Here is a 21,064-nt window from a genome sequence, read left to right as displayed (position 1 = left end):
TCATGAAAAATACTAGATTATATATACTGGCGATTACTGCTCTTGTGCTAACATCGTGCAGTAAAGAGCTGGATAAGGTAAACATTAATCCGAATGCTACCGAAAACGCACAGCCCGATTATTTACTTACCGGCGCAATAAAAACTACTGCCGATGCCTATTGGAGTACAGCGAATACCATGAATTCGAGCCTACTTTTTGTGCAGCACTGGTCTAAGATTCAATATACCGAAGAAGACCGCTTCATATTTTCAAACAGTAGTTTTACCTCGCTTTGGTCAACCGGATATGCACAGAGTATAACCGCTTTTAATAAAATTATTGAACTAGGAAATGCGCAGGCAAACCCTAATTATAAAGGTGTGGCTTTGGTTTTGCGTTCGTGGGTATTTTTATTGCTAACCGATGCCTATGGTGATGTTCCCTATACGCAGGCCGGAAAAATTAATGAATTTATTACGCCAGCTTACGATAAGCAAAAGGATGTTTACTTCGGTTTGCTTGATGATTTAAAAACTGCAAAAAATACTTTAACCGAATCGGGGAAAGCTATTGGTGGCGATGTGATCTATAATGGAAACATCGCCAGGTGGAAAAAACTGGCTAATTCTTTAAGGTTACGTATTGCTTTAAGGATTGCAGATAAGGAAGCGGCAAAATCAAAAACAGTATTAGATGAGATTAAAGCTGATGGCGATTTGTTCCTGAGTGATAATTCGGATAATGCACAATTAAATTACCTTACTTCCCCACAGCAAAATCCGGTGAGTGCTTTATTCGAAACCAGAGATGACTATCGCATTAGCAAAACCATTGTTGATAAGCTTTTTGCACTTAACGACCCACGGTTAGCTGTCTTTGCCAGTAAAACACAAACTGCAACACCTGAAGAGTACATTGGTGTGCCGAATGGTTTAACGAATTCTGAAGCCAGTATATTGGGCTTTGCCAAAACTTCAAAACCGGGAGCATATTTCCTATTGCCTCAGGCACCGGCAGTAATTTTCAGTTATTCAGAATTACTTTTTGATAGGGCAGAAGCTGCTGCAAGAGGCTTTACGACCGAAAATGCTGCAGATTTATACCAGCAGGCTATAAAAGCTTCATTAAAACAATATGGCATTGCTGATGCTGCTGCAACAACTTATACAGCGCAAGCTTCAGTACAGTACGATGCAGCAAACTTTAAGAAATCAATCGGTGAACAAAAATGGATTGCACTTTTTGGTCAGGGTCTGGAAGCCTGGGCAGAAAGACGCCGTTTGGATTATCCGCAATTAACAGCATCAGTAAATACAGTTTTAAACGGCCAAATTCCGGTTAGGTTTATCTATCCAGGTACTGAACAATCTTTAAACGGACAGAGCTATAAACATGCCGTTGCTAATCAGGGAGCAGATTTGTTAACGACAAAACTCTGGTTCGATGCCTTTTAAACAATTCTAATTTTCCTGTAATCTGATGAAGCAGCTGCGATCCATAATCTTATTTCATGGTTCGCAGCTGCTTCTCGCTTTTAAAAAAGTTCGCTGGTTCCTAAATAGCCATTAACCGATTTTAAAATTTCATTGCCAATTTCAACCGCATTCCCGATACCAACACCTTTTATTGCAGCAAGCTGATCGGTATTTTTAGGTAGTTTAGTTGCAATTAAAAGCAAGGCCTGCTCCGAAAGTACATGATGTTCAGGTACGTTACGCTTTTCACTGATGTTTTTTCTAATCTTTAAAAGTTCATTGAAAAGCTGAACATTTGAAATTTCTTTTGGCGCAACAACTACTTTAGGTTTACGCCCGGTTTGCACAGGTTCATACTTGCTGCCGGCATTATGATAGGTTTTATTATAGGCTTCGATATTAAACTCGCCCCATGATAATTTAAAGAGCGCTAATTTTATACTCAGGTCGTTAATTAAATCGCTGATTCGGTTCAATATCTTTTCCGATCGGTCATCTAAATAAACATTCAGCTCATTAAATTTATCAGCTTCGCTTAATACAAACTCCAGTTTCGGAATAAAGTAGGCCGATGCTTTACTCAAACGGCCAACAAATTCTGTTTCATTTTTAACCTGCTGTTTTTTTACCAAGCTGATAAGTTCTTTGTTGATGAATTTACCTGCAACACCTATAAGTTCTTCCTCTAAAACTTTACTTATTTTATCGATAATTTCATGGAATGCAGTATTCCCCGGATTGTTGCCAAAGGAAGATTTTTTCAATACTGACCAGTTTTTCTGAATGGCAACAAAATCTAGTAAATCATAAATGAGCGTCCATTCGTAATTTTTGGATGCATTTTCCAGCGCTTCAGCATTGGGTTTTGAAACAATGGCATCATTCGTGAATTGAATAACCTTTGCATCTGTAATTACATTTTCAGCTGAAATCGGCGACTTTAAAATCAATCCCTCAAGACTTCGGCAGCGGCTTAGCGCAACATATGCCTGTCCGTGGGTAAAAGATGAGCTAACATCAACAATCGCTTTATCGAAAGTTAATCCCTGGCTCTTATGAACCGTAATGGCCCATGCAAGTTTAAATGGATATTGAGAAAACGAGCCTGTGTTTACTTCCGTTATTTTATTATCAGCAGGATTCAGGTTGTATTTAATGTTTTGCCATTCTTCACGTTCAACTTCCAGATCAGTAGCTTCATCGTTGAATTTCACTTTTACACCATCATCTCTGATTTCGGTGATTATTGCCGCTTTTCCATTATAATACAGTTTTTTGCCCGATGAATCATTCTTTACAAACATCACCCTTGCGCCGGTTTTCAGTTCAAGCACTTCATCCACAGGATAAGCATCTTTAGGAAAATCACCCGTAATTTTAGCGCTAAACTGATGAATTTCCCCGGGAAGCTTTTCCAGGTATTGCTGGTTAATTTGTGTTACCAGGTGGTTATGTGTTGTTAAAGTGATGTATTCTTCCGGATTAAAAGAAGCTAAATTCGATTCATGACGCTTATTTAATTCGGCAAGTAGTTCGATGGAAACTGTATTTTCCCTTATACCATTTAAAATATCGAGAAACTGAGGATCAGACTGGCGGTAAACTTTATCAAGCTGGAAAGTAGTTAAGGGATTGGCCCGGATAACAAGACTATCGAAAAAATAAGGACTGCTGTAATGTGCTTTCAGGATATGCCAGGCATCATGCGCAACCGGAGCTAACTGGTAAAGGTCGCCAATCATTAAAACCTGTATACCGCCAAAAGGGAGTTGTGATGATTTTACACGTCTTAAGGCGGCATCAATAAAATCAAGAATGTCAGCCCTTACCATACTTATTTCGTCGATAATCAAAAGCTCAAGGCATTTTAAAAGCTTAATTTTTTCTGATGAGTATTTTATGGCTTCACCCGGATTACCCGGGATAAGTGGTCCGAATGGAATCTGAAAAAAAGAATGTAGTGTAACGCCCCCGGCATTAATTGCAGCTACGGCTGTAGGGGCTACCACAGCATAATTTTTCGCTGTAGTTTCCCTGATGTGGCGCAGCAAGGTCGTTTTTCCGGTTCCTGCTTTTCCGGTTAGAAAAATCGATTGATTTGTAGATTTAAGAAAATCGAGAATGAGCTGATGTTCGTGGGCCAATGTATATTTTTTAAGGATATGGAAGAATGTGTGCTAATTCCATTTCAAAAATACAAGGAATATTTAATTTTTACTAAAAATGTTAGTATCTATTTGCTTACCACCAGCTTAACGGGAATTCTATTTCATCTACAGAGCTTGCTATTAAGTCGGGTTTAAAGGCATAATGACTTAAACGGTCTTTTGTAGAAATCCCTGAAAGTACGAGGATGGTTTTATAGCCCATTTGAACACCACCCTGAATATCGGTTTCCATTGTATCGCCAATCACAGTAGTTTCGGAGGTTTCAAGGCCTAAGAACTTACGTGCCGAACGCATCATAACGGGGCTCGGCTTTCCGGTAACAAAAGCTTTTCTGCCTGTTGCCTCCTCAATCATGGCCGTTGTTGCGGCAATGCCTAAATTGTTCCATCCAGGTTTTTTTGGCGATGGGTCGCGGTTAGTGGTAATAAATTTTGCACCTGCTAAAATCATGTCAACAGCACGTTGCACCATTTCAAGTGTAAAATTCCTTCCTTCGCCCAGAACAACAAATTCGGGGTCGGTGTTTACCAAGGTAATCCCGTTTTCGTGCAGGCTGCTTAATAAACCACCTTCGCCTAAAACATATGCTGTACCATTCGGGCTTTGGTCGCTCAGGAATTTTCCGGTTGCCATTGCACTGGTGTAAACATGTTTGTCTTCTACTTTCATGCCCAGGCCTTTTAGTTTACGGCGAACTTCTAAACTCGTTCGCTGGCTGTTATTTGTCATGAAAGCAAAGGGAATATCATTCTTAATAAGGTTATTGATAAACTTATCAGCACCGAAAATTAATTCTTCGCCACTGTAAATAACCCCGTCCATATCAATTAAAAGTCCTTGTTTCATAATAAAAGCTAAATAACGTAAAAACCCAAATATAGGATTTAAATAATCGTTATTTATACACTTAACAATACGAAATGGTTAACTGATAATACAATCAGGAAAGATAAACTAATCGTTATTCGCTGTAATTCTTTTTGCCGGCATAAGATAGCTGCCACAAATAAAATACCCAGACCAATATCACAGTGCTGTAAATCAGTTCAGGTTCATAATAGTCAGAACCTATAAGTATGATAACTGTGGAAATTAAAACCGTCAGAAAGAAAAATAAAAAATTTTTCATAATTCTGAGTTTTTGGTTTTTTGTATATCGTAAATATACTGTAAATCTGTTAGTTGACAAAATTTTATTGTCAGTTATTTACAATTTTATGTCTTTTAGTAAGTTGATGCTTCTTTATATTAATAATTGTAATGTTTTATAGGTATGTATTACTTTATTGATAAATTTTGTAATTTTTATACTTTATAAATTGTATATCTATCTTTTATTTAGCAGTTCAGGTAACTAAAACAATAAATGATATGTTGATTTTTTTAGCAGATAGCTGCTTTAGCGAAACTATTAGCATCATAAATCTTACAAAATAAAAAAATATTTAGTTCTTATTTAGACTAATTCTTGTTAATTTTGAGCCATCCGTAATTTATGGGTTCAAACAATCTCACAATAAACAGAAAATGAAAAAAATAATATGTACCATCGCATTGTTATGGTCGGTTTCTGTGTATGCACAGAAAAATAGTCTTTTGGAAGGATCATTTTGGCAAACCAAGCCAACTGTAGATGCAGTAAAAGCTGAAATTGAAAAAGGTGCTAATCCATCACAATTAAATCAGTCTAGCTTCGATCCGGTAGTTTTGGCCATAAATGCTGATGCGCCTAATGAAACAATTAAATATCTACTATCACAACCTGGAAATGATGTTGCAAAACTCACTCATGATGGTCGTATTTATTTACACTGGGCTGCATATCGTGGAAACGAGGAAATTACATCTTACCTGATTAATAAAGGCTCATCAATCGGTTATATCGACAGCCATGGCGCAAGTCCTTTAACTTTTGCAGCTGGAGCCGGACAGCAGAATACCAAAATTTATGATTTATTTGCTGCGAAAGGTGTTAATCTTAAAGCAGAAAAGAATGGTGCAGGTGCAAATCTTTTATTGCTTGCTATTAGTGGCGATAAGGATTTAAAACTGACGGATTATTTTATTTCTAAAGGCTTGGATTTGAAGAGTACAGATAAGGAAGGGCATAATGCTTTCGGTTATGCGGCAAGATCTGGTAATATTGATGTACTTAAAGCACTTATTGCCAAAGGTGTTCCGGTAGACAATACGGCTATTCTTCTTGCAGCCGAAGGCTCACGCAGGGGAGCAGCACCGATTGAAGTATTTGAATACCTGGAAAGTCTTAAGATAAAACCTACTGCACTAAGTAAAGATGGGCGTAACGTATTGCACGCTATTGTTCGCAGACCTGGACAAAATGCACTAATTGAGCATTTTATTAAAGCCGGTGTTGATGTGAACCAGGCCGATGCAGATGGAAATACTGTTTTAATGAATGCTGCGTTAACTAACCGCGATACAGCTGCATTTGCTATTTTATTGCCAAAAGTTAAGAACATCAATCAGGCTAATGCTAAAGGTGTTACTGCACTGGCAATGGCAGTTAGCAATAACGCTCCGGCAATTGTAAATTTGTTAATTGCTAAAGGTGCAGATTTAAATGCTGTTGACCATGATGGTAATAACCTTGCCTATTACCTGGTTCAATCATATTATCCTGAAACTGGTCGCCCGGCACCTGCAGGTATGCCTTCAAGGTCGCAGGAATTTACCCAGAAATTAGCGCTTTTACAGGCAAAAGGCTTCAATATTGCAACGCCACAAAAGAATGGAAATACTTTGTTTCACCTGGCGGTTGCCAAAGGCGATATTGCATTAGTTAAACGTTTTCAGGATTTATCAGTTGATATAAATGCAAAAAATAAAGAAGGGATTACCCCTTTGCATAAAGCAGCAATGATTTCGAAAGATGATGCGATGCTTAAATACTTATTGTCTATCGGTGCTAAAAAAGATCCAAAAACCAGTTTCGATGAAAGTGCCTTCGATCTTGCAAGTGAAAATGAATCACTTTCAAAAGCCAATGTTTCACTTAGTTTCTTAAAATAAATATGAATAATTTCCTGAAAATAACCCTTTTACTCTTAGCTGTTACATTTTTTAAACAGAGCCAGTCGAAAGCACAAACGGCAAAGTATAAGTGCATGATTCAAATGACCAATTACATGGGTGAAGGTGCTTATATTGCGATTTCATTAATCGATGAAAAAGGCCAGTATGAAAAAACCCTTTATGTATTGGGTGCCGATAAAAAATGGTACAACAGCTTAAAAGAGTGGCATAAATTTAATGCTAAAAAACCATCTAATATCAGTGCCATTACCGGAGCATCGCTAACCGGTGGCGACAGGGGTGTTTCTATAATCGATATTGATAAATCTAAAATTAATGCCGGATATAAACTTCGTTTTGAAAGTGCGGTAGAAGACCAGAAATATAACGTTAAAGACCTGGAAATACCATTAACAACCGAAGCCCTTGCAGCTAAAACTGAAGGCACCGGTTACATCAGATACGTGCGTTTTAGCCCTAATTAATTTTTTCACGGGATAATGACGAATCATTTTTGGAGATATAGCCATTTAGCACTGGCTATATCTTCTTTTCTTTTTCTGCTATTGGCTTCGGTTACAGGTGCAATTCTTTCGGCCGAGCCCGTTATTGGTAAGCTAAAACCCTATGCAGCTAAAAATCTTGACGGTGTAAAATTAGCGCAGGCCATTCCTGTTTTACGCGAAAATTATCCGGGGATTACCAGTATTACAGTAGAAAGCAACCAGTATGTTCTGGTTCAGGGAACAGATAAGGCCGGCGATGATGTTAAGGCTTATGTAGAACCAACAACCGGGAAAATTATTGGTAAACCTGGTAAAAAGAATGAGTTTTTTCAATGGGTAACCAGTTTGCACAGGTCGTTGTTCCTGCACGAACTTGGCCGTATTTTTATAGGATTAACGGCTTTCCTGTTAATGCTTATTGCAGTTTCGGGCATTATGCTTACCATAAAAAGACAACGTGGCATAAGACGTTTTCTTGCTAAAATCCCCAACGATAAAACAAACCAGTATTACCATACCGTTGTTGGCCGTTTTTCGTTAATTTTTATTCTTTTAATTGCTACCAGCGGAACTTACCTCTCGCTGAATACGCTTGGGGTTATAAAACCTGTAAAAACCAATGTGGATGTTGATTTCGACAGCATTAAATCAGGTCCTCAGAAAGATATTAAAGATTTTGAGCTGTTCCAGTCGGTGAGCTTAGCTGATGTGCAAACCATCGAATTTCCATTTTCCGAAGATGTTGAAGATTACTTTACATTAACCCTGAAAGACAGGGAAGTTGCGGTAAATCAAATTACAGGTGTCGTTATTGCCGAAAGTAAATATCCGTTTTCAGTGCTGGTTAGCAACCTGAGCATGAGTATCCATACGGGAAGGGCGAGTGCAATCTGGGCAATTGTTTTAGGTATTTCCTCTTTAAGTATCCTCTTCTTTATTTATTCGGGTTTTGCAATTACGCTGAAAAGATTATCAGGCCGAACCAAAAACAAATATGCGAAAGAGGAAAGTGATTTTATTTTATTGGTAGGTTCCGAAAACGGCAGTACAAACCGTTATGCCTCCGCAGTGCTTAAATTACTGATTAAACAAGGTAAAAAAGCATACTTGGCCCCAATGAATAGCTATACGGTTTATCCAAAGGCCTCACATTTTTTAATTTTCACATCAACATACGGTATTGGAGAACCACCTGCCAATGCGCAGAAATTCCTTTCTTTAATTGATGAAATAAAGCAACCTAACCCGGTTAATTATGCCGTATTGGGTTTCGGCTCAAAGTCGTACCCCGATTTTTGTAAGTTTGCTTTTGATGTGCATAACAAGCTTTCGGCTACAGCATGGGCCAGGCCATTAATTGATATTCATACGGTAAACGACAGGTCGCCTGAGGATTTATTGCTTTGGCAGGAATCCTGGTCGCAGAAGGCTGATATTTCTTTTGAGGGATTTTCAAGTCCGGCGAAAGAAAAACAGAAACCTTTAAGGAATTTTACTGTTCTGTCGAATATTAAACATGGTGAAACTTTTCAGATTGCAATGAAAGGCCGCGGAAAGTTGAAGGCTAAATCGGGTGATTTATTGGCCATTTACCCGGCAAACGACCACCGTGAAAGGCTCTATTCAATCGGCGTTATCGATAAAAATATAAGCCTGAGCGTTAAGCTTCATGAAAATGGTTTAGGCTCAGGGTTTTTACATGCCTTAGGTAAGGATGGAACCTTGCAGGCGAGAGTGGTTAAGAACGAACACTTTCATTTTCCGCCAAAGGCATCATCAGTAATTATGATTTCCAATGGAACGGGCATAGCACCTTTTTTAGGGATGATAGATGAAAACAGAAAGCAGGTTTCCTGCCATCTTTATTGCGGTTTCAAAAACACTGCATCTTTTAAACCATTTGAAGAATTTCTTAAGGCTAAAGTTGGCGATTCGAAATTAAACAAGCTTAACGTAGCTTATTCGAGAGAAGGCGTAAAACAATATGTGAGCGATTTAGTAGCTGCAGATGCCGTTCTGCTGGCAAAAAGCCTTACTGAATCAGCTGTAGTTATGATCTGCGGATCGCTTTCTATGCAAAAGGATATCCTGAATGTGCTTGAGCAGATTTGTATCGAAAGAACCGGAAATCCTTTGTCTTTCTACCAATCGAGAAATCAGATTTTAACGGATTGTTATTAATCGATAAGATTGCTTCGTGCCTCGCAATGACGAAAATAGTAAAGTCATTGCGAGGCCACGAAGCAATCTATATTCTTTAAGTTTTAGACTTCCTCTAATATCTAACTAAATCGTTCAGGAAAACCTTTTTTAAGGCTTTTACCTTCATCCAGCCAGGCCCCGGTATTGAACCTCCGTTTAGCTTAAATCCGGCCTAACAAATTTTTGGGGATGCATTAGTTTGGCCATTGCCGCATCTTTAATACAAAAATTTTCAGCCGGCAATTTTGTTTCTTTTGTTGCCAAAAGAAAATAGTTAACAGTTCAGAACAAATAATTAGACTGGTGTTTATCCTGATAGCACCTTCTTACTTTATCTGTTTTGGTAGTTTAATTTTCGATAACACCGAATTATCTTTCGAAACCAGAAATTCACCCTGATCCGTAACCATCAGGTAACTGTATCCCGGAAATTTCTCAATCAGTTTCTTTCCGGCATCCGGGCCTAACACCATTGTAGATGTACTTAAACCATTTGCAACCTCGGCACTTGGTCCCATGATGGTGACACTGATTAAGCCTGTAGAAGGATATCCGGTAGCCGGATTAATGATATGTGCATAACGTTTGCCGTTAAATTCTACAAACTTTCTATAACTGCCGGAAGTAACGATGGCATTTTGCTTCATGGGCACTACTGCAAAAATGGTATCTTCTTTCATTGGGTTTGTGATTCCGATTGTCCAGTTTTTTCCATCAGGATTTTTTCCCCAGGTACTCATGTCGCCTGAGGCATTAACGATACCTGCTTTAATGCCTCTCGCAAGCATCATCTCGCGGCACCTGTCGGCTGCATAACCTTCTCCTAAAGCACCGAAGCCAATTTTCATTCCCTTTAGTTTCAGAAAAATGGTTGATTGTGCCTTGTCTATGATGATGTTCCGGTAACCCACTTTCTCTACCGATTTCTTTATTTCTTCCGGCGAAGGCATCTCTTTCATTGAGCCATCAAACTTCCATATTTTGTCCATCGCGGCGAAACTTACATCGAAAGCCCCATTGGTAATTTCAGATAAATTTATGGCCCTTTCGGCAAGTGCAAGTACCTCTGCGCTAACTTTAACCGGTTTTATCCCTGCGTTATTGTTAACCGCTGATACTTCAGAGTTTGGCTTCCAGTCTGAAATAAGGTATTCAATTCTCGAAATCTCTGCAATCACCGTATCAATGTTATCTTCTGCAATCTCCCGGTTATCGGCAACGATGCTGATATCGAAGCGGCCACCCATTAAAATTGTTGTCCTTTTCCGCAAAACCTGTGCGTTGGCATGAAGGGAAATCAGTAAAAGGCAGCTATAGAAGATGTTTTTCATGTGTGATTATTTTTGTAGCTGCAAAATTAACCCATTAGCCCGATAATCCTCAATTTATATCGTCACAATAAAGTGTAGAAATAATCAGAACAGCGAATTGAGGCGGTATACGGGCGGAAGCCAGATGTTGTTATTATTTCAATCGATTGAAATCGACGAAGGGGGGATTTAGCATTGATTTATGGATGAAGAAGGATTTTAAGCGGCTATTTTTAGCTATAATGAATTAACTAACCAGCTAATTCCGTGAAAACAAAACTTCAATTTCCGATATCCCGGATTATCATCAGGTACAGGCTAACCTTTTCTTTTTTACTGTTCGTACTGTTTTGTACTAAAGCCAAGGCGCAGTTACCGGTATTGATCGATGACAGTACCCCGCATCAGATTTTAACATTCGGCCAGATTGATGTACTGGAAGATGCTTCAGGTAAGTTAAACATTGGCCAGGTTTTAACAAATCCCTGGCAGGCTAAATTTGTAGCTAACCGGAACCGTATTCCAAAAAACGACCATACTGCATCGGTTTACTGGTACCGTTTTAAAATCGGCCATAATGAGGCCTCATCGAAACGCTGGCTACTGGAATTCTTCGACCAGTCGATCACCAATCTGGAATTATATGTTCCTGATGGTTTTAACAGCTATCAGGTAAACCACTTTGGAACAGATTACAGCTTTGCCAAGCGGGTTTATGCACATAAAAACTTTACCTACGATTTAGAGAATAAATCAAACCAGCTGCTCACTTATTACATCAGGGTAAAATCGCCTAATCCCGTAAGTGCCATTATTGTGCTCAGGGATTTAAGGTGGTTTGTTGGTTATGCCATTGGCGAATACTTCATCTTCGGGTTGTTTTACGGCATGATCATCGTTTTTTGTCTGTATAACCTTTTAATGTTTTTCGCCGTAAAAAGAAGACAATACCTGTTTTATGTACTTTACAATCTCGGAATTGGTCTTTACGAAATGTGCAACGATGGCATCGCTTTTCAGTATTTATGGCCATCATTTCCGCAGGCAAATGTTTATGGTTTTGGCGTAGCACTTTTCATCAGCAGTATTTTCGGAATGCTTTTTACCATGAATTTTCTGTACCTGAAAGCCAAAGCACCGGGTTTTTACAAAGTGATAGCCTCATTGATTGTTTTAAGGACACTGTTTTTTGTGGCTTGCCTTTTTGATACAAGGCTGTTTAACCTCAAAATACTTGAGCTGTTTCCTTTAATTGTGGTTTTTGCCGCCGGCGTTTATGTTTACCGGAAAGGTTTTAAGCCAGCCATGTTTCTGATGATTGGTTATGGTTTTCTCTTAACTGGCTTTGTAGTGAAAATATTGCTGCTATTGAAATGGATACCTTATGGAACACTGGTTTACTACAGCCTGAGCATTTGTTTTATTTTTGAGATGATACTGGTTTCTTTTGCCATTGGTAATAGTATCAGGACTTTGAGAAAGAAACAAAGCAGGGCACAGAAACGCATTATCGAACAGCTAAGGATTAATGAGAAACTTACCCGTACCCTGAATAACGAGCTTTCTCTATTGGTTGAGGAACGCACTGCCGAAATCAGTAAAAAAGCTGAAATTATTGAGCAGCAAAATATCGAGATTTCGGTAATGAATTCGATGCTTAAAAAAGATAACATCGAACTTAACCTTAATATAGAGCGGGCAACAAAAGCCAGGCTTACTTCGAAGGTTCCTGATTTTGAGGAATTCTGCCGCATTTATCCTGATAAAGAAAGCTGTTTCAGTTACATTGCCGATATTAAATGGAAAAAAGGTTATACCTGTAAAAAGTGCAGTAATACACACTACCTTGCCGGACAAACCCTTTACAGTAAAAGGTGTACAAAATGCGGTTATGACGAATCGGTTATTGCCGGAACAGTATTTCAAAATAGCCGGATTCCAATCAATAAAGCTTTGTACATGCTGTTTCTGGTATACAGCTCCAAGGGCACCATTTCATCCTATAAGCTTTCGCAAATACTCGATATCAGGCAAAGTACCTGCTGGACCTATAACTCCAAAATGCAAAAGCTCTTTCACGAGCGGAAAGAGGAAATAAAAAAGGCCGGTGTGGAAGGGTGGAGCAGACTGGTAGTTGATGAAACATATTAAACTTATTGCTTTAAGGCTGAAAAATGAGCTGCGAAGTGAAATTTTTTCTAAAAAAATTAATGTTTATAAAGCGTATTAGCCTGAAAAATATAAAATAGCTGTACAGGTAATAAAGCTGTTTTTCCTGAAATCAGCTTGTTTATGAAACGTATTACAAAATTTTATAACTATCTATATATTAAGTAGTTACGATTATTTTTATTTGTTATTTGGTGATAAATGGAATAGGTTTGTGCTAACTAATCAAATCTTAACCAAATAAAAATGAGAAAAAAAATTACTCTCCTGATCAGTTTGGTTTGCTTTACACTTAGCATCTGTTTCGCACAGGATATAAATGTAAAAGGAACCGTTACTGATAAATCCGGTGTTGGTATGCCCGGTATTTCCATTAAAGTTAAAAATGCCCGAACGGCGGTTTCTTCCGGTGCCGATGGTACTTTTGCCATCACTGTACCGGCAAACGGAACCCTTATCTTTTCGGCGGTTGGTTTCGCTACTAAAGAAGTTGCCGTAAATCAAAAAACTAACCTTTCGGTAAGCTTAGATGAAGAATCAAAGAACTTAACCGATGTGGTGGTTATTGGTTATGGTACCACCACCAAAAGGGATGCAACGGGCGCCATTTCAAGTGTTAAGGCTACACAGCTTGAGAATGAAAACCCTCAAAGTATCGCCGATGTTTTAAAGGGTAATATTCCGGGCTTATCAGTAGGATTAAACTCCAGCGCAAAGGGCGGAGGTGATTTACTGGTGCGTGGAAAATCGACCTTAAGTGCTGGTACTTCACCACTAATTGTACTTGATGGGGTAATTTACAACGGACAGCTGGCAGATATCAACCCAAATGATATCGATGCCATCGACGTACTGAAAGATGCCAGCTCACTGGCCGTATACGGTGCAAAGGCAGCAACAGGTGTAATTGCCGTTACCACAAAAAAAGGGCGGGGCGATTCGCCAACCATCACTGTAAATACAAATGTAGGTATAGCACAGGTGGGCAAAAACATGCGTCCATACGATGGGGAAGGTTTCCTTGCCTGGCGTGGTGATGTACTCAGGAGCGGCGCTGTAACACCAGATTACCTGTATAACGACCCGCGTAACTTGCCATCAGGTGTAACTTTAACCCAATGGCTCAACGGACAAACCGGCGACCCGGTTGACTTGTGGCTGAACAGGCTGGGGCTTACTGCCAATGAAAAGACAAATTACCTCGCCGGAAAAACTGTAAACTGGTACGATGATATTTTCAGGACAGGTTTCCGCCAGGACCATACCTTAAGCCTGAGCGGTAAGAAACAGGAAATTACCTATTACATGTCGATGAATTATCAGAAGAATCAGAACATTATCGAAGGCGGGGATTACACTGCTATTCGGGGCAGGATCAACCTGGAAGGTGAAGCTGCAAAATTTCTGACACTGGGCATGAATGTACAGTTTGCCGACAGGGATGAAGCAAGGACAGGCGATGGTTCTACTGAAGCCGACTGGACACAGATCATCAATTTATCACCTTACGGAGATAAATATTTACCGAATGGCGAGTTAAGGCGTATTCCTACAGATGATAGCGGGCTTAATGCCAGGAATCCATTTCTGAGCATGACTTATAACGAGCGTATGAACAAGCAGAACACCATTTTTGCGAGTATTTATGGCCGTGTAAAGCTGCCTTTCGGCATTACTTACCAGTTGAATTTTAGTCCGGGGCTTGATTTTTACCGGACATTCGATTATAAATCATCAAGAAACCCTGATGTAGTAACCCCGGGTGGCTCTGCCAGCCGTGCAAATGAAACCCGTTACAACTGGCAAATCGATAACCTGATCAAGTGGAACAAAACGTTCGCAAAGATCCATAACATCGATGTAACCTTACTGGCAAATGCCGAAAAATACCAAACCTGGTGGACACAGGCTTCAAATGAAGGCTTTGTGCCGGGCGACGTGTTAAGTTACCACAACTTATCGAGTGGTATTAAACCAGTAACCAACAGTGAAGATAAAGTGTACACCGGCGATGCTTTGATGGCCAGGTTAAACTACAGCTTATTGCAACGCTACATTTTAACCCTTTCCGTTAGGCGGGATGGTTATTCCGTATTCGGGGTGAATTTCAAGCGGGCAACCTTTCCTGCAGCGGCTTTTGCCTGGGTATTTACCGATGAGCCTTTCATGAAAAACCAGAAATGGCTTGGTTACGGTAAACTTCGTCTTTCTTACGGTATAAACGGTAACCGCGATTTAAGAAATCCGGATAACGGAACGGTAGACCCTTATGCAGCCCTTGCCCAGCTTACCAGTGGTAAATATCAAACGGTAACAACAAGCGGAAGTGCATCTGATGTAAATACGGTATCAATTGGCAGTAAAATGGCCAATTCAAACCTAAAATGGGAAGAAACCACTGCACTTAATGCTGGTCTGGACTTTTCAATCCTTAACGACCGTATTAGTGGTTCGATTGATGCCTACAACAAAAAAACAAGCGACCTGCTGGTTAGGCAAACCCTCCCTAACGTAAGTGGTTATTCTACCGTTTACTCCAACTTAGCCCGGATCAATAACCGGGGTGGCGAGCTAAACCTGAATACAAAAAACCTTGTTGAGGGAAATATCAAGTGGAATACTAATTTCAATTTCTCTTTCAACCGGAATAAAATTGTAGCCCTGGCACTACCTACAGATGACCCTGGAAACGGCTGGTTTATCGGGAAAGATATAGATGTTATCTGGGATTACAACATCCTTGGTGTGTGGCAGCAAAGTGAAATGGCAGAGGCTGCTAAATTTACAAAGGCGGCCATTAAACCGGGAGATTTTAAACTGGAAGACGTAGATGGTGATTACGCCTATTCAGATGCTGATAAAAAGTTCCTGGGTTACCGTACCCCGCGATATTTCTTCGCCATGCGTAATGAGTTTAACATCTTTAAGAACTTCGATTTCTCTTTCCAGCTATTAGCAAACTGGGGGCAGTTAAAACAATATAATTCGGCTAAAAACCAGCCGGGAAGTGTAGGTTTTGCCCGTGCAACATCTTATGTTTTGCCGTACTGGACACCATCAAACCCGATTAACGATTACGCCAGGTTAAATTCAGGATCAAGCGGAACCAGTTACAATGTTTATTGGGATAACTCTTTTATCCGTTTAAACACCGTTGCAGTATCTTATACGGTGCCGGCAAATTTACTGACAAAGCTTCGCGTAAAGAGTGCAAAGATTTATGCTAATGTAAACAATGCTGGTTATTACGCACCAAAATGGACATTCTGGGATCCACAGAACAATGGCCCAACCCCGAGGTATTACACTTTAGGTTTAAATGTTACTTTATAAGTAGATGAAAATGAAAAAGATCAATAAAAATATAATCGTTCTGCTGGCCTTCGCTATGCTGCTTGGTTGCGCAGGATGCAAGAAAACCTTTCTGGATTCGGAACAGCTTTCAGCTTATGCTCCGGAAAACCTGAACAACCTTACTGCCATGAAAGCCGCTTTAAATGGCCTGGGCCTGGCTACCCGACGCGAATTTTTTGGTGACTCGGCGCCTATGCTTACTGAATCCATCTTTTCGGATGTGGCGGTAGAAGGTACCACAGATAAAAATACGCCTGCTCAGGATTTAGTTTCGAGGATTACGCCTGATGCCAACCTGAACAGTGACGATTTTAATAAAATCGGCTGGTACTGGGATAATGAATTTGTCGCAGTAAGACAGGCAAATACCATCATCTCGAACATCGATAAGCCTGCTTATTCATCAGAGGCTGAGAAGAATGCCATTTTAGGTGCAGCATACTTTTTCAGGGCTTATTTCTATTATCGCCTGGTTCATCAGTTTGGTGATGTACCCTTACTTTTAAAAGACCTTGAATCGCCTAAGGCCGATTTTTATTCTACCAAGCGGGAAGTGATTTTAGGTAAAATGAAAACCGACCTGGAATTTGCCCAGACCTGGGTAACCGATGGCGGGAACAAAGGCGATGTAACTAAGGGAGCGGTGAGCCACTTACTTACCAAGGTTAATCTTGCCCTTGGTAAATTTGATGATGCCATTGCTTCCGCATCGAATGTAATTAACGGTGGCAAATACGGGATGATGACGGCACGCTTTGGCAGTACGGCATCAGACCTTACTAAAAATGTAATCTGGGATTTGCACCGTATGGATAACAAGGCGCTGACCACCAACCGCGAAGCATTGTTCCTGGTGATCGACAGGGAAGCTTTTGCCGGTTTTACAGCACTAGGTTCTCAGCTGATGCGGAATACTGTGCCGGCCTGGCACTTTGCCAATGTAAAAACCCCTTCGGGTGCTACGGCAATAGTGGATGCGGTTACCGCCGAAATTCCTTTAACCAGAATGTATGGACGTGGCATTGGCCGCTACCGCGGAACACCCTACAGCACAAAATACATCTGGACAGATAATACCGATTATCGCCATGCGAAAGGGATGTGGATGGAAATGACCGATTTAGTGTATAATAATCCGGCATTAAAAACCTCAACCAATGCGGCCGACAGGGCTTTGTACGGGCAGCCATTGCAAATGTATTCTGACGCCAATATCAAACAGCGCTTTACAAACGGTGCACTTGATACCATCCGCCATTGGTTTGGCTGGCCGCATTATAAAGTTTTCATTAACTCGACCAATGCCCTGGCCAACGACCCGTACTGGACACCACCACGCGGAACAAACACCGACTGGTATGTATTCCGTTTAGCAGAAACCTATTTGTTAAGGGCCGAAGCTTACTACTGGAAAGGTGACCTGGCTTTAGCGATGGCAGATATCAACGTAGTGAGGAGCAGGGCCAATGCAACTTTGTTAACAGATGCAACCCAGGTTAATATCGGAACCATATTAGATGAGCGTGCAAGGGAATTGTACTGGGAAGAGCCGCGTAAAACGGAATTAACCCGTATTGCATACATTTTTGCACAGACCGGAAAACCTGCCTACAACGGTAAAAGTTATAGCATGGCCACTTTCTCGGATAATAATTTTATGTACGACAGGATTATGGAGAAAAACGATTTCTATAAGAATCAGGTACCGACTTTACAGGGGGTAAATTACAGAATCGCACCTTACCATGTGCTGTGGCCTGTTCCGGCAAGTGCACAGCGTTTCAATACCGAAGGCCGGATCAATCAGAATAAAGGTTACGCAGGCTATGACCAGAATGTACCTGCATTAGATAAACTGCCTTAGCAGGCCAAAGAACTTCACCTGTATTTAGTATAAACAGGGTTGGTTTAGTTGTTCGGAGCAGTCCCTTTAGCAAGGACTGCTTCTTTTAAAAACCAGATTCCATTGCGCTTTCAGCAAATCAGATAAAATCCAACCGTAATTAAGAAACAGTAAGTTAAACTAAGCAGCAAGGGATTGTCGAGGACATGAAACTGCGTGAGAAAACTAACCAAATTTAAAATTAAACTTCTTATCATGAGCCAAAAAATTAATTTCCAAAAATTAACGGGCATCGCTTTGCTTATTTTTTCCTTAGCAGGAGCGGGTTGTTCCAAAGATTCGGCAGAATTAAATGAACCAGCAAATGCAGCCGAAAAGTTAACTGTAAACAAAAGTATGGCTGTTGCCGCGGCACAGGCCTATCCAAGTAACATTAACACCAGTTTTAATCATCCCGATGGTTCTTACTCTTATAGTGAAGCCAGCAGCGATTTTGGCATGGCGGCCTTAACGGGCTGGAACGAGGACCGGGCCTACATTTCAGGTGGATGGGCGAGGGCAACGCTGGCACCAAATGCTGTATCAAACGGATTGATTGCCGGAGCTGACATTTCTGATGGCTCAGCCTACGAAGCAACATTTAAAGTGCGTTTCCATAGTCAGTTTGATTGGAGCAAAGGCGGAAAAGTAGGCTTTGGTTTCTTAATAGGTGAGGGCAATACCGGTTGCGATATCGCAACTGATGGCAATGGTGGCAGCTTAAGGTTAATGTGGTACAACAGTGGCAGCAGGGTTTACTTTCAGCCTTATGTTTACCACAGGGATATGGCAGGGCCATGTGGCGATACCTTCGGGAAATCTTACCCTTCAACCGGGAGCCTGGTTAAAGGAAATACCTACACGGTGCATTTGTATATTAAAAGCAATACCGGTTCGAACAAAAACGGATGGGTACAAGTGCTGATTAATGGTACTACCGTACTTGATCAGGCCATCCGCTGGACCACGAACGATGCCCAGCGACTAATCAACAGGTTGTCGTTCCATAATTTCAGGGGCGGCAAAGATGTAGCGGTATGGGGTTCGAGCCAAACCAGTTATATCTATTTTGACGACCTTGTGGTTAATAAAATCCAGTAAAAACATTAACCGGCAGTAGTAAAGTGTACTGCCGGTTTTATTTTTTAAGGGTTTAATTCTAAAAAAAAAGTGCCTCCCTTTTACAGGAGACACCTAACTAATCCAAATTTAACTTCTTAATATTTCAAGGGTTATATTTTAATAACCAGGGTTTTGTTTCAGTTTAGGATTGGCATTTAAGATGTCCCTTCCTAAAGGAAATATTTCTGTATGGTTATCTGCGTCCGGTTTTTTATCCCACCAGGTACCTTTGGTAAACATACCCCATCTGATCAGGTCGGTACGACGCCTGTTTTCGCCGATAAACTCACGTCCCCATTCATCCATCATTTCATCATCTGTTAACTGGCTACCGCTTGCTGTATATAAACTTGCTGAACCCTGCGGATAATTCCGTTGCCTTACCTGATTAAGGAAGCCTGCTGCGGCCGCCTTATCACCTGCACGATAGCGGCATTCGGCAAGTGTGTAATAAATCTCGGATAGCCTGATTTCTGCATAAGCTGAGGTGATCCGGTTAGGATCTGGTGTTGGATATACTGGATATTTAACCAGGAAAATCCCCGAATTATGATCAGCATGATTCATGTTCGACTCCTTATCCGCAATTTTAGTACCTGGTTTTGCCCCTAAAAAGAAACCAACCTGATCCCTGATAAATAATGCATAAGGTCCTTTATTACCCCGAACGGTATCAACCTTGCTCGTTCCGTTCACGGTAGTTGTATAAGGTAAATATCCATATAAAAACATGCCTTCACGTTTGCTGTCGCCCAGGTTTTTATATTTCTTAAGGCGTAAATCGTCAGGGTATTTCTGGAATTTAACAAATGGCTTGCCTAAAGTGTGGGTATATTCTACGCTGTCAACATCACGGCCTGGTTGCAAGGCATATTTAGGGTTCGATTTACCAAAGTCAGTAAAGCCACAGTAAAGGGTTGCGGCATCGTAAGTCATGCCCCAGAAAAACATACCGCTATCATATTGCCAGTGTGTTCTTGCCAGTGTGCCCGGGAAGCCATAAATTACTTCCGAGTTAAGGGTTTTATTCGTGTAATCGAAAGGTGCATCCCATCGGGTATCCAATGCATAGTTACCATATTTACCGCTGATGATATCGCGGCAAATGGTTTCGCAATCGGCGTACCTGTCGGTGCCGATGTAAACTTTTGCATTCAGGTATAACCTTGCCAGTAAGCTGGCTGCGGCAGCTTTGGTCCAGCGGCCAATGCCATTAGCGCCAAGTTGTTCGCGGATCGGTAAGGAAGGAATGGCCGCTTTAAGTTCCGATTCGATGTAGGTAAAGGTTTCCTGAGGTGTAGCCTGCGTACCACCCTGTGTGCTGTTCTTTACATCGGTAACGATTTCAATGTTGCGGTAAAAATCAAATGCCCGCAGGTAAAACCAGGCCCTTAAGGTTCTGAGTTCGGCTTTGAAATCGTTTAGTTCATCAGGGGTTAAACTTAATTTTGCAGGGTCGGTAATGCTTTCCATATCCTGTAAGGAGTTGGTAGAAAGTACTATACCCTGGTAAAAGTTGCGCCATGCACCATTGGTGAAATTGTCCTGGGGTGTCCAGGTGTGGTAATGCATCCTTTGGTAGTAACCACCATCCTGCCAGTCGCCCTGGCGGTTGTAGGTACCCATTTCATCGCTGCTGTCTTCGCCAACGGCATAAACATCATTGCCCTGAATACTCCAGTAAGCATGTTCGAAAGGCCTGAGGAAATCGCGGATCACATCGTCTCTTCTGGTCAGGAAATTTGCGGCATCAACCTGGTCGTATACCTGTTCATCCAACTTGGTACATCCTGCAAAGGTTAGAAGACCTCCTAATGCAGCGCTGATAAATATTTTATAGTGTTTCATTTTTTTCTT

The 21,064-nt window shown here is 40.8% G+C and carries 13 protein-coding genes; 8 read left to right on the top strand and 5 right to left on the bottom strand.

Features of this window, described 5'->3' with window-relative positions; translation table 11 throughout:
• Positions 1 to 2: 2 nt before the first annotated feature.
• Positions 3 to 1,436: a SusD/RagB family nutrient-binding outer membrane lipoprotein gene (locus R2R71_RS03485; protein ID WP_316829854.1), complete on the top strand. Its 1,434-nt coding sequence runs from the start codon at positions 3 to 5 to the stop codon at positions 1,434 to 1,436.
• Positions 1,437 to 1,516: 80 nt separating this feature from the next.
• Here R2R71_RS03485 and R2R71_RS03480 read toward each other — a convergent pair whose 3' ends face one another.
• The 3 genes from R2R71_RS03480 to R2R71_RS03470 form a co-directional block, all read right to left on the bottom strand.
• Complete coding sequence (locus tag R2R71_RS03480) at positions 1,517 to 3,601, bottom strand: AAA family ATPase (protein ID WP_316829853.1); 2,085 nt, start codon at positions 3,599 to 3,601, stop codon at positions 1,517 to 1,519.
• A 97-nt stretch (positions 3,602 to 3,698) separates the two neighbouring features.
• On the bottom strand, positions 3,699 to 4,472 hold the full coding sequence (locus R2R71_RS03475) for an HAD-IIA family hydrolase (RefSeq protein ID WP_316829852.1): 774 nt from the start codon (positions 4,470 to 4,472) through the stop codon (positions 3,699 to 3,701).
• Positions 4,473 to 4,587: 115 nt separating this feature from the next.
• The gene (locus R2R71_RS03470; protein WP_316829851.1) at positions 4,588 to 4,755 is read right to left on the bottom strand and encodes a hypothetical protein; all 168 of its coding nucleotides are present in this window, start codon (positions 4,753 to 4,755) and stop codon (positions 4,588 to 4,590) included.
• 398 nt (positions 4,756 to 5,153) lie between these two features.
• On the opposite strand from R2R71_RS03470, the gene R2R71_RS03465 reads away from it, so the two are divergent.
• Genes R2R71_RS03465 through R2R71_RS03455 form a run of 3 tightly spaced genes read left to right on the top strand, consistent with a single transcriptional unit; the run spans position 5,154 to position 9,349 of the window.
• Positions 5,154 to 6,659: an ankyrin repeat domain-containing protein gene (locus tag R2R71_RS03465; RefSeq protein WP_316829850.1), complete on the top strand. Its 1,506-nt coding sequence runs from the start codon at positions 5,154 to 5,156 to the stop codon at positions 6,657 to 6,659.
• 2 nt (positions 6,660 to 6,661) lie between these two features.
• Positions 6,662 to 7,147 carry a DUF2271 domain-containing protein gene (locus tag R2R71_RS03460; protein WP_316829849.1) on the top strand — a complete coding sequence of 162 codons (486 nt, stop codon included), beginning with the start codon at positions 6,662 to 6,664 and terminating at the stop codon, positions 7,145 to 7,147.
• Positions 7,148 to 7,162: 15 nt separating this feature from the next.
• Positions 7,163 to 9,349, top strand: coding sequence for a PepSY domain-containing protein (locus R2R71_RS03455; protein WP_316829848.1), 2,187 nt, complete (start codon positions 7,163 to 7,165; stop codon positions 9,347 to 9,349).
• Positions 9,350 to 9,696: 347 nt separating this feature from the next.
• Here R2R71_RS03455 and R2R71_RS03450 read toward each other — a convergent pair whose 3' ends face one another.
• The gene (locus R2R71_RS03450; protein ID WP_316829847.1) at positions 9,697 to 10,701 is read right to left on the bottom strand and encodes an FAD:protein FMN transferase; all 1,005 of its coding nucleotides are present in this window, start codon (positions 10,699 to 10,701) and stop codon (positions 9,697 to 9,699) included.
• A 246-nt stretch (positions 10,702 to 10,947) separates the two neighbouring features.
• Here R2R71_RS03450 and R2R71_RS03445 point away from each other — a divergent pair, with 246 nt between their 5' ends.
• The 4 genes from R2R71_RS03445 (at position 10,948) to R2R71_RS03430 (ending at position 19,186) form a co-directional block, all read left to right on the top strand.
• Positions 10,948 to 12,831 carry a 7TM diverse intracellular signaling domain-containing protein gene (locus R2R71_RS03445; protein ID WP_316829846.1) on the top strand — a complete coding sequence of 628 codons (1,884 nt, stop codon included), beginning with the start codon at positions 10,948 to 10,950 and terminating at the stop codon, positions 12,829 to 12,831.
• Between the two features lie 264 nt (positions 12,832 to 13,095).
• Positions 13,096 to 16,182, top strand: coding sequence for a SusC/RagA family TonB-linked outer membrane protein (locus R2R71_RS03440; RefSeq protein WP_316829845.1), 3,087 nt, complete (start codon positions 13,096 to 13,098; stop codon positions 16,180 to 16,182).
• Positions 16,183 to 16,192: 10 nt separating this feature from the next.
• Positions 16,193 to 18,067, top strand: coding sequence for a RagB/SusD family nutrient uptake outer membrane protein (locus R2R71_RS03435; RefSeq protein ID WP_316829844.1), 1,875 nt, complete (start codon positions 16,193 to 16,195; stop codon positions 18,065 to 18,067).
• A 234-nt stretch (positions 18,068 to 18,301) separates the two neighbouring features.
• Positions 18,302 to 19,186 (top strand): polysaccharide lyase, encoded by an 885-nt coding sequence (locus R2R71_RS03430; protein WP_316829843.1) that lies wholly within the window; start codon positions 18,302 to 18,304, stop codon positions 19,184 to 19,186.
• A 138-nt stretch (positions 19,187 to 19,324) separates the two neighbouring features.
• Here the strand turns inward: R2R71_RS03430 and R2R71_RS03425 are convergent, their stop codons facing one another.
• The gene (locus R2R71_RS03425) at positions 19,325 to 21,055 is read right to left on the bottom strand and encodes a RagB/SusD family nutrient uptake outer membrane protein (RefSeq protein WP_316829842.1); all 1,731 of its coding nucleotides are present in this window, start codon (positions 21,053 to 21,055) and stop codon (positions 19,325 to 19,327) included.
• Between the last annotated feature and the right edge of the window lie 9 nt (positions 21,056 to 21,064).

Origin of the sequence: Pedobacter aquatilis, from assembly GCF_032678405.1 — a bacterium.
GTDB classification, from domain to species: Bacteria; Bacteroidota; Bacteroidia; order Sphingobacteriales; family Sphingobacteriaceae; genus Pedobacter; species Pedobacter aquatilis_A.
This window is presented reverse-complemented; position numbering and strand designations above follow the sequence as displayed.